Source organism: Saccharomonospora sp. CUA-673, from assembly GCF_001942305.1.
Classification (GTDB): Bacteria; Actinomycetota; Actinomycetes; order Mycobacteriales; family Pseudonocardiaceae; genus Prauserella.
In genome coordinates this window covers 1-14,991 of record NZ_MKKE01000006.1, presented here as the reverse complement: position 1 = coordinate 14,991, position 14,991 = coordinate 1, and the positions used below count along the sequence as shown (strand labels likewise).

At 73.3% G+C, this 14,991-nt stretch carries 10 protein-coding genes and 1 pseudogene; 7 read left to right on the top strand and 4 right to left on the bottom strand.

Annotated elements, in window-relative coordinates:
- The first annotated feature begins 43 nt into the window (after positions 1-43).
- Both BJF85_RS03535 and BJF85_RS03530 read left to right on the top strand, forming a co-directional pair.
- Positions 44-766, top strand: a complete 723-nt coding sequence (locus BJF85_RS03535; protein WP_075845821.1) for a sirohydrochlorin chelatase — start codon at positions 44-46, stop codon at positions 764-766.
- A 196-nt stretch (positions 767-962) separates the two neighbouring features.
- Positions 963-1,790, top strand: coding sequence for a uroporphyrinogen-III synthase (locus tag BJF85_RS03530; RefSeq protein WP_075845746.1), 828 nt, complete (start codon positions 963-965; stop codon positions 1,788-1,790).
- Positions 1,791-1,815: 25 nt separating this feature from the next.
- On the opposite strand, the gene BJF85_RS03525 is transcribed toward BJF85_RS03530, so the two are convergent.
- Positions 1,816-2,667, bottom strand: coding sequence for a siderophore-interacting protein (locus BJF85_RS03525; protein ID WP_075845745.1), 852 nt, complete (start codon positions 2,665-2,667; stop codon positions 1,816-1,818).
- A 50-nt stretch (positions 2,668-2,717) separates the two neighbouring features.
- Positions 2,718-3,008, bottom strand: a complete 291-nt coding sequence (locus tag BJF85_RS03520; RefSeq protein WP_075845744.1) for an MGMT family protein — start codon at positions 3,006-3,008, stop codon at positions 2,718-2,720.
- Between the two features lie 130 nt (positions 3,009-3,138).
- Between BJF85_RS03520 and BJF85_RS03515 the strand changes: the two genes are divergently transcribed.
- The 4 genes and pseudogenes from BJF85_RS03515 (at position 3,139) to BJF85_RS03500 (ending at position 11,477) form a co-directional block, all read left to right on the top strand.
- Positions 3,139-6,414, top strand: coding sequence for an ATP-dependent DNA helicase (locus BJF85_RS03515; protein ID WP_075845743.1), 3,276 nt, complete (start codon positions 3,139-3,141; stop codon positions 6,412-6,414).
- Positions 6,411-9,794 carry an ATP-dependent DNA helicase gene (locus tag BJF85_RS03510; RefSeq protein ID WP_075845820.1) on the top strand — a complete coding sequence of 1,128 codons (3,384 nt, stop codon included), beginning with the start codon at positions 6,411-6,413 and terminating at the stop codon, positions 9,792-9,794. Before BJF85_RS03515 ends, BJF85_RS03510 begins: the two co-directional genes overlap by 4 nt.
- Before the next feature lie 83 nt (positions 9,795-9,877).
- Positions 9,878-10,878, top strand: a pseudogene (locus tag BJF85_RS03505) (TrkA family potassium uptake protein).
- A gap of 167 nt (positions 10,879-11,045) precedes the next feature.
- Entirely contained in the window at positions 11,046-11,477 is a 432-nt protein-coding gene (locus BJF85_RS03500) for a hypothetical protein (RefSeq protein WP_075845742.1), read from the top strand.
- Positions 11,478-11,495: 18 nt separating this feature from the next.
- Here BJF85_RS03500 and BJF85_RS03495 read toward each other — a convergent pair whose 3' ends face one another.
- Both BJF85_RS03495 and BJF85_RS03490 read right to left on the bottom strand, forming a co-directional pair.
- Positions 11,496-12,488 carry a neutral zinc metallopeptidase gene (locus BJF85_RS03495; RefSeq protein ID WP_083665890.1) on the bottom strand — a complete coding sequence of 331 codons (993 nt, stop codon included), beginning with the start codon at positions 12,486-12,488 and terminating at the stop codon, positions 11,496-11,498.
- Between the two features lie 97 nt (positions 12,489-12,585).
- Positions 12,586-13,587: a neutral zinc metallopeptidase gene (locus BJF85_RS03490; protein ID WP_075845741.1), complete on the bottom strand. Its 1,002-nt coding sequence runs from the start codon at positions 13,585-13,587 to the stop codon at positions 12,586-12,588.
- 414 nt (positions 13,588-14,001) lie between these two features.
- On the opposite strand from BJF85_RS03490, the gene BJF85_RS03480 reads away from it, so the two are divergent.
- The gene (locus tag BJF85_RS03480; protein WP_075845739.1) at positions 14,002-14,889 is read left to right on the top strand and encodes a YciC family protein; all 888 of its coding nucleotides are present in this window, start codon (positions 14,002-14,004) and stop codon (positions 14,887-14,889) included.
- Positions 14,890-14,991: the final 102 nt, after the last annotated feature.

The window sequence follows — 14,991 nt, the reverse complement described above, 5'->3', positions numbered from 1 at the left end:
GGCCGACCGGGTGCGGGTGTCCCGCAAGACACAGGGAGGCGTCGTGATCGTTCTGGTGGCTCATGGCACCCGTGACCCTGCGGGCGGTGAGGTGATCGACGCGCTGGCCGCGCGGGTGCGTGCCCGTGGGGAGGCGGTGACGGTGGCCTACGCGGACGTACGCGGACCCGACGTCACCGAGGCCCTCGACGGGCTCGCGACCTCCGAGCACGGTGCGGACGACACGGACACGGTCGTCGTCCCGGCGTTCCTCGCGGCCGGGTATCACGTGCGCACCGACATCCCGGAGCAGATCGCGGCGAGCACGCGGCCCGGGGTGGTCGTGGCCGATGCGTTCGGCCCGGCGCCCGAGCTGATCGACGTGCTGGCCGACCGGGTGGCGCAGGCGGGATTCCGGCCGGGCGACACGGTGGTGCTGGCGGCGGCCGGGTCGAGTGATCCGCGGGCGCTCGACGAGGTCGGCGTCGCGGCGCGGGCGCTGGCCGGCCGGCTGCGTACGCCCGTGCGCGTGGGCTACGCGGCGACGGCCGAACCCACGATCGCCGAGGCCGTCGCGGAGGCACGTGCCGACGGCGGCGGTGATCACCGGGTGATCGTCGCGTCGTGGCTGCTGGCGCCGGGCCTGTTCCAGCGCCGCCTGACCGAATCCGGGGCGGACGTCGTCAGCGATCCGCTGGGCACCCACCCGGGCGTGGCCGACCTGATCCTGCGCCGCGCCGCCGAAACCCGAACCGCCCTCCGCCGAGCGCACCGAACCCCGGCCTGAAACGACCGTGTCAGCACCCCACGTCGCCGTGTCAGCACTTCGCGCGGGCGTGTCAGCACCCCACGTCGCCGTGTTGGCGTTCCATGCACGGGGGAGCCGCGTCGAGCCGTGAACACGGCGTTGCCTCGTCGTCATCCGCGGGGCACGGGACGCGGGTTATCGTGGGCGTTCCGGCAGCCGGGGAGAGCGGAGAGATATGGCAGACCTCGACGGTGCCGTCATCGGGATCACCGCCGAGCGGCGGGCGGACGAGTTCATCGACGCGTTGAACCGACGTGGGGCGACGGTGTGGCACGGGCCGACGTTGCACATCGTGCCGCTGCCCGACGACGTCCGCCTGCGCGCCGCGACCGACGAGGTCATCACCCGCGGGGTCGACGTCGTGGCAGTGACGACCGGTGCGGGGTTCCGCGGCTGGCTGTCGGCGGCCGACGACTGGGGCACCTCCGACGCGCTGCTGGACCGACTCGCCGACGCACGACTGTTCGTCCGCGGTCCGAAGGCCACCGGTGCGGTGCGCGGCCGCGGGCTGACCGAGGAGTGGTCGGCGCCGGAGGAGAGCAACCGGCAGCTGTTCGCCCACATCGGCGAACAGGGCGTCGCCGGCAGTCGCGTCGCGGTGCAGCTGCACGGGCAGGCGCTGCCCGAGTTCACCGACCCGCTGCGTGAGGCCGGTGCGCAGGTCGTGGAGGTGCAGCCGTACCGGTGGCAGTGGCCCGCCGACCTGTCGCCGGCACGCCGCCTCGTCGACGGCGTGCTGTCGGGTGAGGTCGACGCGTTGGCGTTCACGAGCGCGCCCGCGGCGGCGAACCTGCTGCGCCTCGCCCGCGACGACGGACGTTACGACGCGCTGCTGGGCAAGCTCGGCGGCGACGTGTTGTGCGCGTGCGTCGGACCGGTGACCGCGGCACCGCTCGTCGAGGCCGGCGTGCGCGTCGTGCAGCCCGAGCGACAACGCCTCGGCGCCCTCGTCAAGCTCCTCGCGGCCGAGCTCGGCGCGGCCTCCGTCGACGACCCGGCGTGACCGGCGCTGTCGTCACCCGCGTGGCTCAGCCGGCCGCGGCGAGGCTCGCCCGGCCGACCTCCTCCTCGGAACGCCCCTTGCGCCAGTACCCGGTGAACGCGATGGCCCGCTTGTCGACGCCGCGTTCGCGGACGAGGTGGCGGCGGGCGAACTTGACCATGTCGGCCTCGCCGGCGAGCCACGCGTACGGCGTGCCCTCGGGCAGCGCGGCCGCGCGGACCTCGTCGAGCACCGCGTCGCCGTAGCCGTCGCGGCGCGTGACCCACCGGACGTCGACATCGCCCGCGGCGGAGGCGAGGTCGAGGCGGTCGCGCTGGTCGGCGACCTCGATGAACACCCGCGCGCACGTGCCGGCCGGGAGCTGTTCGAGGATCGCCGCGATCGCGGGCACGGCCGATTCGTCGCCGACGAGCAACTGCCACGTCGCGTGCTCGGGGACGGCGTAGATGCCGTGCGGACCCATGAGCGCGACCTCGGCGCCCGGCGTCGCCTGCGTCGCCCACGTCGAGGCGGGGCCGCCGTCGGGGTGCAGCACGAAGTCGATGTCCAGTTCGGCGGCGTCCGGGCGGTAGGCGCGGACCGTGTAGGTGCGCATCGGCGGGCGCACGTCGTCCGGCATGGCCAGGTAGGTGCGGTACCAGGACGTCACGTCGCCGCCGATGTCCTCGACGGGCGGCGGCAGCTGCGGACTCCGGTGGCCGGCGCGGGGGAAGAACACCTTGACGTACTGATCGGGCGCGCACGGGGTGAATCCCCGCAGATCGTCACCGGTGAACGTGACGCGCACCAGGCTCGGGGTGAGCGGCCGGACCGCGCTGACGGTCAGTCGGCGGTAGGTGAGGCGGGGTGCCTGCTCGATCTCCTGCGCGACGCTCATTAGGCAAGGCTAACCGAATGCTGTGCGCTGGGAACAGGGTTACGCGGGTCTCACTCGGGCCGCCACCGGTGGGCCTTCAGATCGACCCGCTGCCCGTCGGCGAGCACGCCTTCCGCGCGGAGCAGTTCGAGCTGCCGGTGCACCAGATGCGGGGCGGGGATGCCGCTCGCACGCAGCACGCGATGCCACGGCAGGTCCGCGCCGTCCTCGGCCAGTACTCGTCCGACGAGCCGCGGGGTCGACGCCCCCGCCACGGCCGCGACGTCGCCGTACGTCGCGACCGTGCCCCGCGGGATCGCCCGCACGACGTCCCGGATCCGCTCGTGCATCGCCTCGTCCATGAGCGGAAACTACCCAACACGCCCGACGCGGATCGACAACATGGCGACGCAGGATGCTGACACGGCGACGTGGGGTGCTGACACGGCGTGGGGTGCGGGTGTGTCGGGGTGACGTGGTTCCATCGGTGCTGTGAGCGGTAGGAGCGGTCTCAACGCCCGGCTGGTGCGGACCTCCGTGCCCGCCGCGCCCGCCCACGTCTGGGAGCCGGCCGCGGCGGAGCTGCTCGCCGCGCCGCGCGGGTTCGTCCGCGTGCTCGGCGGGCCCGGCACCGGCAAGACGACGCTGCTGTCGGCCCTCGCCTCCGAGCGCATCCGCAGCGGCTCCGATCCGGAGAACCTGCTCGTGCTCACCGCCTCGCGCAAGGCCGCCAACGCCATGCGCGCCGACATCACCCGCCGCATCACCGCAGGCGACACCACCGACACCCCGGCCGGCACGGCGGGGGAGCATCCGGCGGGGCGGACCGTGCGGGAGCCGGTCGTCCGCACGGTGCACTCGTACGCGTTCGCGGTGCTGCGGTTGCAGGCCAACCTCACCGGGCAGCCGGAGCCGCGGCTGATGGCCGGGGCCGAGCAGGACGTCGTCGTGCGGGAGCTGCTCGCGGGTGACCTCGAGGAGCGCGGCGCCCCCGACTGGCCGGAGCGGCTCCGCCCCGCGCTCGGGATCGCCGGGTTCGCCGAGGAACTGCGCGATCTCGTCCTGCGCGCCGCGGAACGTGGTCTGGGACCGGAGGACCTGGTCAAGCTCGGCCGGCACGAGGGCCGCGAGGAATGGGTGGCGGCCGGGCACTTCTGGCGACAGTACGAGGAGGTCACGCTCCTGCACGGCTCCGGGGGCAACGCGCTGGGCACGCCCGCCGCGCCCGCGCTCGACGCCGCCGAGCTCGTCGCCGGGGCGCTCGTGGAGCTCGAGGGCGATCCGGAGCTGTTGCAGCGTGAACAGCAGCGCGTGCGGCACATCCTCGTCGACGACGCCCAGCACCTCGACCCGCTGCAGATGCGGCTGGTGCGGTTGCTCGGCGGCACCGCCGACGACTGCGTGCTCGCCGGGGATCCCGATCAGTCCGTGTTCTCCTTCCGTGGCGCGGACCCGAGGTTGTTGAGCGATGCCGAGGCCGACGACACGATCACCCTGACGCGCAGCCACCGGATGTCCGGCGCGGTGCACGAGGCGGTCAGCCGGATCGCGCGGGGACTTGCCGGGTCGGCGCGGTCGCGCGAGACCGAACCGGCCGCAGAGGGCGGTGCCGTGCATCCGCGGCTGTTCCCGACGCCGGCGGCCGAGGCGTCGTGGATCGCCGACCGGCTCCGCCGCGCGCACCTGCTGGACGAGGTGCCGTGGGAGGAGATGGCCGTGCTGGTGCGCTCGCCGACGCGCTCGATGCCGGTGCTGCAACGCGCGCTCGCCGCGGCCGGGGTGCCCATCGCGTCGGCGGCCGAGGAGGTGCCGCTCGCGCGCCAGCCCGGGGTTCGGCCGCTGCTGGCCGTGCTGCGCCTGGCCGCCGAGCCGGACGCCCTCACCCCCGACGTCGCCGAGATGCTGCTCGCCTCGCCGCTCGGCGGGGCGGATCCGTTGGCGTTGCGCCGACTCCGGCGCGGGCTGCGCAGGCTCGAGCTCGCCGGCGGCGGGGAACGTTCCAGCGACGAACTGCTCGTCGAGGCGCTGCGCGAGGGCGACGTCCTGGCCGGGCTCGCCGACGCCGAGGCCGGGCCGGTCCGCCGGGTCGGCGGGCTGCTGGCGACCGCGCGGGAGGCCTCCGAGCAGGGCCTCGACGTCGAGAACGTGTTGTGGCGCGTGTGGCAGGCCAGTGGTCTGGAGAAGCGGCTGCTGGGGCAGATCAAGCGCGGCGGGTCGCTCGCCGTGCAGGCCGATCGTGACCTCGACGCCGTCGTGGCCCTGTTCGACGCGGCGGGTCGGTATGTCGACAGGTTGCCCAGGGCGAGCGTGGCCGGGTTCGCGGAGTACCTGACGTCGCAGCACATCGCCGGGGACAGCCTCGCCCCGGTCGCCGCACGCGGCGGCGGCGTCGCGTTGGTGACGGCGCATGCGGCGGCCGGTCGCGAGTGGACGGTCGTCGCCGTCGTGGGGGCGCAGGAGGGCAGTTGGCCGGATCTGCGGCCGCGCGGAACGCTGCTCGGGGTGGAGCGTCTGGTCGACCTGCTGTCCGGGGTGGACGACGACACCGTGTCGATCACCGCGCCGCTGCTGGCCGAGGAGCGCAGACTGTTCTACCTCGCCGCGAGCCGCGCCCGGTCGACGCTGCTGGTCACGGCCGTCCAGGGGGAGGACGGGCAGCCGTCCCGGTTCGTCGAGGAACTGCTGGCCCACGGCGAGGACGCCGCCGACGCGGGTCCGGACGTGCGCGTGTACCCGCGCGAACGGTCGCTCGTGCTCTCCGAACTGGTCGGCGAACTGCGGTCGGTGGTGTGCTCGGCCGACGAGGACCCCGACCGCAAGCGCCGGGCGGTGACGCAGTTGGCGCGGCTCGCGCGGGCCGGCGTGCCCGGCGCGCACCCCGACCAGTGGTACGGCCTGCACGAGCCGAGCACCGACGAACCGCTGCGCAAACCGGGCGATCCGGTGCGGGTGTCGCCGTCCACGGTGGAGATCCTCGCGAAGTGCCCGCTGCGGTGGCTGATCGAACGGCACGGCGGGGCCGACCCGTCGCAGCTGGCCGCGGTCACCGGCACGCTCGTGCACGCGCTCGCCCAGGCGGCCGCCTCCGGCGCCGACGCCGACGAGATCCGGTCCGAATTGGATCGGGCGTGGGCCAAGGTGGACGCGGGCGCCCCATGGTTCTCGCGCCGCGAGCGCACCCGCGTCGAGCAGATGGTGCAGAACTTCCTCACCTGGCTGCGGCAGAGCCGGTCGGAACTGACCCAGGTGGCCGTCGAGCAGGAGATGTCCGTCGAGCTCCCACCCGAGACCGACTCCGACGAGACCGACGAGACCGACGAGACCGACGCGGGGTTGCGCGTCACACTCACCGGCCGGGTCGACCGGCTGGAGGTCGACGGCGAGGGCAGGCCCGTCGTGGTCGACCTGAAGACCGGCAAGACGGCCGTGAGCGCCAAGGACGCCGAACAGCATCCGCAGCTCGCCGCCTACCAGCTCGCCGTCCTGCTCGGCGCCTTCGAGCAGCAACAAGCCGGTCAGGCGCGGACCCCCGGCGGCGCGCGACTGGTGTACGTCGCGAAATCGAACACCAAGACCGGGGCGGGGGAGCGCGAGCAACCACCGCTCGACGCCGACGGCCAGGTGCACTGGCTGCGGCTCGTGCGGGACGCGGCCACCGCGACCGCCGGACCGGCGTACCAGGCGAAGGAGAACGCCGACTGCGACCGCTGCCCCGCGCGGTCCTCGTGCCCGGCACGTCCCGAGGGCAGGCAGGTGACCGGACCGTGAACGAACCGGCCACCACCCTGGTCAGTCCGGCCGAGGTCGCGAACGCGCTCGGACTGCCGACCCCGACCGACGAGCAGGCCGCCGTCGTCGCCGCGCAGCCCGAGCCCTCGCTCGTCGTCGCGGGCGCGGGAGCGGGCAAGACCGAGACGATGGCGGCGCGCGTCGTGTGGCTCGTCGCCAACGGCCTGGTGACGCCGGAACGCGTGCTGGGCCTGACGTTCACGCGCAAGGCCGCGCGTCAGCTCGCCGACCGCGTGCGCGCGCGACTGCGGGTGCTGGCCGGATCGACGTTGCTCGACCGCATCGACCCGGGCGGATCGCGGCGCGCGTCGGTGCTGGCCGGCGAACCGACCGTGCTGACCTACCACGCCTACGCGGGACGGCTGCTCGGCGAGCACGGTCTGCGGTTGCCGGTGCAACCCGGCGCGCGGCTGTTGTCGGAGACGGCGTCGTGGCAGCTGGCGCACCGCGTGGTGTCCACATGGGACCACGACCTCGACACCGACCTCGTGCCGCCGACGGTCACGCAGCACCTGCTCGGCCTGACCGGGGAACTCGGCGAGCATCTCGTCGATCCGGAGCGGCTGCGCGAGTACACCGAGCGGCTGTGCGGCATCGTCGAGAACGCGCCGCGCGCCAAGGGGCAGCGCGCGAACCTGCCCGTCGACCTGACGACCATCCTGCAGCGGCAACGGTTCCGGCTCGCCCTGTTGCCGCTCGTGGAGGCCTACCGGCAGCGCAAACGCGCCGAGGGTGCGCTCGACTTCGCCGACCAGATGTCACTGGCCGCCCGGCTCGCCGCGGGACATCCGGAGGTCGTCGCGGGGGAGCGGGAGCGCTACGGGGCCGTGCTGCTCGACGAGTACCAGGACACCGGGCACGCGCAACGGGTGCTGCTGCGCTCGCTCTTCGGAGGCACGGGAACCGAGTCCGAGACAGTGGGCTCCGCCGGTCCGCTGCCCGTCACGGCGGTGGGCGATCCGGCGCAGGCGATCTACGGCTGGCGCGGGGCGAGCGCGGCGAACCTGCCCCGGTTCACGACCGACTTCCCCCGCCGCTCGGCGGTGACGGGCGAGGCGGTGCCCGCCCGCGAGTACGGCATGCTCACCAGCTTCCGGAATCCGCCGGAGGTGCTCACGCTCGCCAACGCCGTCGCCGAACCGCTCCGCGCGGGCGGGCTCGGCGTGCAGCGGTTGCGTGCCAAGGACGGCGCCCCACCCGCCGACGTCCGATGTGGACTCACCACCGACGTGCGGCAGGAACGCGGCTGGCTGGCCGACGAGCTCGCCGCCATCTGGTACGCCGACCGGGACGCCCACGGCACACCGCCGACCGCGGCCGTGCTCGTGCGCCGCAGGGCCGACATGGCGCCCATCGCGGGCGAGCTGCGGGCGCGCGGCCTGCCCGTCGAGGTCGTCGGACTCGGCGGACTGCTGGAGGAACCCGAGGTCGCCGACCTCGTGGCGACGTTGCGGGTGCTGGCCGAACCGTTGTCCGGAACCGCGTCCGCGCGGCTGTTGACCGGTGCGCGGTGGCGCCTCGCGGCCGCCGACCTCGGCGCGCTGTGGCGCCGGGCGGGCGAACTGTCGGCCGCCGCCGACGAGATCGTCGCCGAACGCGCCGAACAGGCCGGGCTCATCGACGCCCTCGACGACCCCGGCGACGCCTCCCGTTATTCGGCCGAGGGCTACGCGCGGATCACGCGGTTGAGCAAGGAACTGGGCGTGCTGCGCCGCAGGCTCGACCAGCCGCTGCCGGAACTGGTCGCCGACGTCGAACGCACGCTGCTGCTCGACGTCGAGGCGATGGCCCGGCCGGGCGGCGCGGGCCGGGCGCATCTCGACGCGTTCGCCGACGTCGTCACCGAGTACGCCGAGAACTCGCCCACCGGGACGCTGCTGTCCTTCGTGGACTACCTGGCCACCGCCGAACACGCCGAGGACGGACTGCCGCCGGGCGAGGTCGAGGTCGCCGCCGACCGGGTGCAGGTGCTCACCGTGCACTCGGCGAAGGGCCTCGAATGGCAGGTCGTCGCCGTGCCGCACCTGGTCAAGGGGGTGTTCCCCGGCGACCGGCGCACCTCGTCGTGGCTGCGGACCGTCACCGACCTGCCCGCCGCGCTGCGCGGCGACAGCCAGGACCTGCCCGAATTGCGCCTGCACGGCGACGAGAACCGCAAGGAGATCGTCGAGGCCTGCAAGGAGCACGAGGCCGCGTTCGCCGAACGGCACGCCGAGGAGGAACGCCGCCTCTGCTACGTCGCCCTGACCCGCAGCGAACGGCATCTGCTGCTGTCCGCGCACTGGTGGGGCGAGAGCGGCACGAAACCGAAGGGCCCCTCCGAGTTCTTCACCGAGGTCGTCGAGACGATCGGCGCCGCCGAGGAGACAGGCGAGCAGATCGGCACGGTCACCACGTGGGCCGAGCAACCCGACGAGGACGCCGAGAACCCGCTCGTCGGCGACGGCGCGGGCGAGGCTCCCGTGCAGTGGCCCGCCGACCCGCTGGGCGGGCGCCGGGACGCCGTCGACGAGGGCGCGCGGGCCGTGCTCGCCGAGATCGCCAGGCCCGTGGCGGCCGGTCCCGAGTCCGACCAGCTCGCGCTGCCCCTCGGCGGCGAACCGGTCGAGCCCGCCGAGCCCGCCGAGCCCGTCGACCCGGATGCCCCCGACGCGGATGACCCGGACGCCGCCGACCCGGATCCCGAGGGGTGGGCGGCCGACACCGACGTCCTGCTGGCCGAACGGGAACGCGCGTCGGGACGCACCGAGGACATCCCGCTGCCGGGGCAGCTGTCGGTCAGCCAACTGGTCGAACTGGCCGGCCGTCCCGCCGAACTGGCCCGCAGGCTGCGTCGTCCGCTGCCGTTCCCGCCGAACGCCTACGCCCGGCGCGGCACGGCCTTCCACGGCTGGCTGGAACGCCGGTTCGCCGGACAACGGCTGCTCGAGATCGACGACCTGCCCGGCGCCGCCGACGTCGGCGAGGCACCCGACGCCGAACTGGACGCGCTGCAGGAGGCGTTCGAACGCAGCGAATGGGCCCACCGCACGCCCCACGACGTCGAGGTGCCCTTCTCCACGGTCATCGACGGCGTCACCGTGCGGGGCCGCATGGACGCCGTGTTCGCCGAACCCGACGGCAGCTGGACCGTCGTCGACTGGAAGACCGGAGCGGTCCCCGACGACGGCGCCATGACGTCGCTGTCGGTGCAGCTCGCCGCCTACCGCCTGGCGTGGGCGGGGCTCACCGGCGCGCCGCTCGAGCGCGTGCGGGCGGCGTTCCACTACGTGCGCCACGACCACACCGCCCGACCGGTCGACCTGCTCGACGCCGCCGGACTGCGCGCGTTGCTGCGATCGGTGGAGTCGAACGGCTAGGGTTTCCCAGCGTGATCAAGGGACTGCTGCGGCAGCGGCCGTTGCCCGACCAACCGGCCCACGCACTCGTCGGCGTCCTCCGGATGCCGGAATCGAAGATCAGCCGCTGCGGGCGATCAGCCGACGCATCCTGGGTGCGCTGTTCTTCCTGTTCGCGGCCGTGGTCATCGTGTACCTCGGCCGCGACGGCTACACCGACTCGACCGGCGGCGAGATCTCGTTCCTCGACGCCGCCTACTACGCGACGGTGTCGCTGTCGACGACCGGATACGGCGACATCGCCCCGGTCACCGACACCGCACGGCTGGTGAACGTCGTCGTCATCACGCCGCTGCGGGTGGCGTTCCTGATCGTCCTGGTCGGCACCACACTGGAGGTGCTGACCGAACGTTCCCGGCAGGCGCTGCGGATCGAGAAGTGGAGGAACAAGGTGCGCGATCATGTGGTGGTCGTCGGCTACGGCACCAAGGGTCGGTCGGCGATCAACGCCCTGATGGCCGAGCAGGAGGTGCCGGCGAACCAGGTGGTGGTCGTCGACACCGACCAGCAGTCGCTCGACGCGGCCAGCGCGCTGGGGCTGATCACCGTGCACGGCAGCGCCACCCGCGCCGACGTGCTGCGGGTCGCCGGCGTGCCGCGGGCCAAATCGGTGGTGATCGCGCCGAACCGCGACGACACGGCCGTGCTGGTCACCCTCACCGCACGCGAACTCGCCCCGAAGGCCGTCATCCTCGCCTCCGTCCGCGAGGCGGAGAACGTGCACCTGCTCAAACAGTCCGGCGCCGACCAGGTCGTCGTCTCGAGCGAGACGGCGGGGCGGCTGCTCGGCATGGCCACCCGGACCCCGCTCGTGGTCGACATGGTCGAGGACCTGCTCACCCCCGAGACCGGACTGGCGATCGCCGAACGGCCCGTCACCCGCGCGGAGGAGGGCGGCTCGCCGCGGCACCTGCCCGACACCGTCCTCGGCCTCGTCCGTGCGGGGCACCTCTATCGGGTGGATGCGCCCGAGGCCGATGCGATCGAACCCGGCGACCGGATCCTGTACGTCCGGCACACGGGACGAGCGGACGACGAGGACTGACGAGGACTGACGCCGGGCGGCCCTGCGGCCGGAGATTCGGGCCGAGATCACTGTTCGGGTGCACTTCGGAAGCACTGTGATGTTGGCTTCCGCCGGTTATCTGGGCCGGTGCCGACAGACCTGGCACGATTGGTTCCGTGCGGCGAGAAGCAGAATCGGACAGACGGGTGTTCGTGGTCGGATGGAAGGCCATCGGCGTGGCCGGTGCGGTCGGCATCCTGATCACGGCCCTGGTGTGGCTCTGGGGTCCGTCGCTGTTCGCCACGTCCGGCGGCGCCGAGGAACGTAACGTGCAGGCCACCGTCACCGTGCCCGCCGACTGCACCAACCCGAACGCCGAGCAGACCGTGCAGTTCCGCGCCGACGGCGCCACCCACGAGGGCACCCTCAGCGGCTGCGGCTACGACCAGGGTGAGCAGGTGGAGATCACCGTGCCCGCCGAGATCCCCGAGGGACCGCTGGACGTGCAACTCGCCGCCACCCACACCGGCATGGGCGACCTGGGCAGGCCGCTCGGCATGGCGTTGCTCGTGCTCAGCTGCGCCGCAGGCGGCGTCTACTCGTTCCTGGTGGTCCGAGGCCCCCGCATCGCCGTCTGACACATGCCCTCGGGAGCTCTACGAGACGGCGGAGGGTTTCGCGGAGAAGGTGTCGCAGTCGACGATGCGGTTCGACTCGGCGCCCGCTCGCCACCACGACGCGTAGTTGGCATTGGAGCCGTGGTCGGTGGTGCCCGACGTGTCGTCGCCGCGGGTGTCCTGGTCGTACCAGGCGGTGTCGAACATCTGCTGCGTGACGCCGTTCGGACCGCTGCGCTCGGTGTGCGCGCCCATGAACATGCCCGAGAAGCACTGGGCCTGCAGCTCACGGCGGCGGGAGAGCTCCTGACCCTCGTCGGTGCCCTCGCCCGCGGCGTTGATGTGCTCCCACACCGCGTCCATGATCCCCGCGACCTCCTGCACGTGGTGGCCGTACTCGTGCGCGATCACCGCGAGGTAGATGCCCGGCTGGTCGCCGTAGTACTCGGTCTGCAGTCCGGAGAACGGCACGTACAGGTTGTCGTTGCAGTAGTACGCCGCGGTCGTGACGTCGACGCGGATGTCGCCGCACGGCGTCCGGAACGCCTGGCCGTCGGGGAAGTGCAGCGTCGGCTCGCGGAACGGCAGGTCGTACTGGCGCAGGAACGGCTCCCACGCGCGGTTCAGACACTCCGTGGCCGCGGTGAAGAACAGCTCGGCACCCTCGGGGTTGCTGCGCCACGGCGGCAGTGAACACGGAACGGCCTGCAACCCGGCGTCCGGGTCGCGCATCAACGGCCGGTCGCCGATCGCCCGGACGTCGTCGGGCACGGTCTCGGTCGTCGTCGGCGACTGCGGCGTGCCACCGCCCGCCGACGCGCCGCCCTCGTTGTTCTGCGCAGGCGGGGTCAGCAGGCTCACGACCAGCACGCCCGCCAGGCCGATCAGGGCGAACCCGGCCAGCGCGAAGATCGTCGCGGGCGCGCTCGACCGTGCCCGGCGCGGGGCCGGGCCGCCGGTGTCGGCAGCCTCGTCGCCGTCGGGGCCGGAACCGCCGGTCTCGTCGGCCGGGTCCTGCGGGGATGGGGTCATGTCGCCTACGAACCTCGCTGCTGGGGCCCGCTCAGCATAGCGACGCCCGCCGCGGGCCCGGCACCCTCAGCAACCCGCACCCCGGCAACCCGGCCGGTCAGGACACGCTGCCCTCGTCGGCGTTCCACGTGTTGCACTGCTGGAGGCGGTTGTCGCGGCTGCCCTGCTGCCACCAGGCCGAGTAGTTGGCGTTGGACCCGTGGTCGGTGGTGCCGGACGTGCCGTCGCCGCGGGTCTCCTGGTCGTACCAGGCCTGGTCGAGCATCGTCTGGTTCACGCCGTTCGGGCCGCTGCGCCCGACGTGCGAGCCCATGAACATGCCGGAGAAGCACTGGGCCTGCAGCTCGAGCCGCCGCGACACGGCGTCGGCGCCGGGGCTGCCCTGGCCGCCCGCCTCGTTCATCCGGTGCCAGGCGGCCTCGAAGATGCCCGCCACGTACTGCACGTGGTGGCCGTACTCGTGGGCCAGCAGCGCCAGGTACACGCCCGGCCGGTCGCCGTACCGGTCTGCCTGCAGCCCCTGGTACGGCATGTAGAGGTTGTTCGCGCAGTACAGCGCCGCCTTCGCCATGCTGACCTCGTGGGTGCCGCAGGTCGTCGTCTCGTACGAGGTGCCCGCGGGGAAGTGCAGGTTCGGTTCCTCGAACGGCAGGTCGTGGGAGCGCAGCAGGGTGCCCCACGCGTCGTTCAGGCAGTCGGTGGCCGCCGTCAGGAAGGCCTCGGCCGCCTGCGGGTTGCTCTGCCACCCCGGCAGCGAGCACTGCACCGCCCGCAACCCGCTGTCCGGGTTCTGCAGCAGCGGGTGGTCGGCGAGCCGGTAGATCTTCTCGCCGCCCGACGTCGGGGCCTCACCGCCGCCCGGGCCCTCGGTGAAGGTGATGATGCTCGGCTCGACGGTCTCCGACGTCTCACTCGATGTGGTGGTCTCGGACGTGCTGGTCGTCGTGCTCGGGGAGGACGTGATCGACGTGTCGGTGGCCGGTGGGACGGGTGCGCCGCCCTCGCGGTCGGCCGTGTTCCGCGGATCGCCGCCCACCAGGGTCGCCGTGAGGATCGCGACCAGCACCACGACGCCGAACCCGCCGAGCGCGGCCGCCACGACCGGTGCGTTCGACTTCGGCGGCCGCCGCGGGCCGCCCGGACCGACAGGAGCGCCGTGACCGCCGTGCCAGGGCGTGCCCGGAGGCTGTCCGGGCGGAGGTCCCGGCCGACCGGACCACGGTGGCGGGGGCGGCTGGGAACCCGGAGGACCCGGAGGACCCGGAGGACCCGGAGGCCCGGCGGGCGGTGGTGGCCCGCCTGCCGGCCCCTGCGAGCCCGGCCCGTGCGGCCCGGGGCCCTGTTGGCCGGGCCCGTACTGGCCGGGACCGTGCTGCCCATGGGGCCCGGGCCCGTGCGGAGGTCGGGTCATGTGGCGTGGCTCCCCCTGCTGCTGGTGTATCGCGGTGAGCATAGCGACCGCGCGGGCCGCCCCGTCGGGTTCGCGGCAGGATTGGATGGCAGGATTTCGGTTATGAGCGATTCGGACCTGCCCCGTTATCCGTCGCAGGGCGGCGGCTTCCAGGGCGAGCAGCCCGGCGTGATCCCGCTGCGTCCGCTGGGGCTCGGCGAGATCTTCGAAGGCGCCTGGAACACGATGCGCCGGTACGCGGGCGTCGTGTTCGGCACGTCCGCCGCGGTGGCGTTCGTCGGCGCGGTGGCCATGTTCCTGGCCAACCTGTACCTGCTGCCGGACGTGCAGCAGATCGACCCCAACGCCTCCGTCGAGCAGCAGGCCGAGCAGGCGCAGCAGATGCTCGCCGACACGCTGCCGGCCAACGGGACGCTCCTGCTGGTGTCGCTGCTGACGCAGACGCTGGTGACCGGCCTGCTCGTGGTCATCATCGGCCGCGCGGTGCTCGGCAAGCCGATCACGTTCGCCGAGGCGTGGGCCGAGTTCCAGCCGCGCCTGCCCGCCGTGCTCGGGCTGACGGTGCTCGTCTCGCTCATCACGATGGTCGGCACGTTCCTGCTGATCATCCCGGGCATCGTGGCCTACGTGTTCCTCGCGCTGGCCACGCCGGCACTGGTACTGGAACGCGGCACGATCGGCGCCGCGATGAAACGCTCGTTCAACCTCGTCAGCGGCTCGTGGTGGCGCGTGTTCGGCATCCTGCTGCTCGCGCTGGTGATCACGACGGTCGTCGGCATGTTCATCCAGATGTTCTTCACGATGATGCTGCCGGCCGACGGCGAGCTGTCGACGGGCCAGCAGTTCATGAGCGAGCTGGGCTACGGCATCGCGCAGGCGGTCACCGTGCCGTTCGCCGCGGGCGTCGCCGCCATCCTCTACATGGACCAGCGCATCCGCCGCGAGAACCTCGGCGAGGAACTCAAGCGCGCCGCCCAACTCCCCGACTGACCCGGCCAGAAGCTCCCGAGGGCCCCATGGTCGCGCCCGCCCGTCGCCCGGCCACCACCCCCCAACGACGCGCTGACGCGCGGCTGCGCTCGATGCGACCAT

Bases quoted from the DNA above. Each gene is read 5' to 3' on its own strand.
- BJF85_RS03530 (WP_075845746.1), top strand. From the start codon at position 963: ATGGCAGACCTCGACGGTGCCGTCATCGGGATCACCGCCGAGCGGCGG.
- BJF85_RS03495 (WP_083665890.1), bottom strand. From the start codon at position 12,488: ATGACCCCATCCCCGCAGGACCCGGCCGACGAGACCGGCGGTTCCGGC.
- BJF85_RS03525 (WP_075845745.1), bottom strand. From the start codon at position 2,667: ATGAGCGTCGCGCAGGAGATCGAGCAGGCACCCCGCCTCACCTACCGC.
- BJF85_RS03480 (WP_075845739.1), top strand. From the start codon at position 14,002: ATGAGCGATTCGGACCTGCCCCGTTATCCGTCGCAGGGCGGCGGCTTC.
- BJF85_RS03520 (WP_075845744.1), bottom strand. From the start codon at position 3,008: ATGGACGAGGCGATGCACGAGCGGATCCGGGACGTCGTGCGGGCGATC.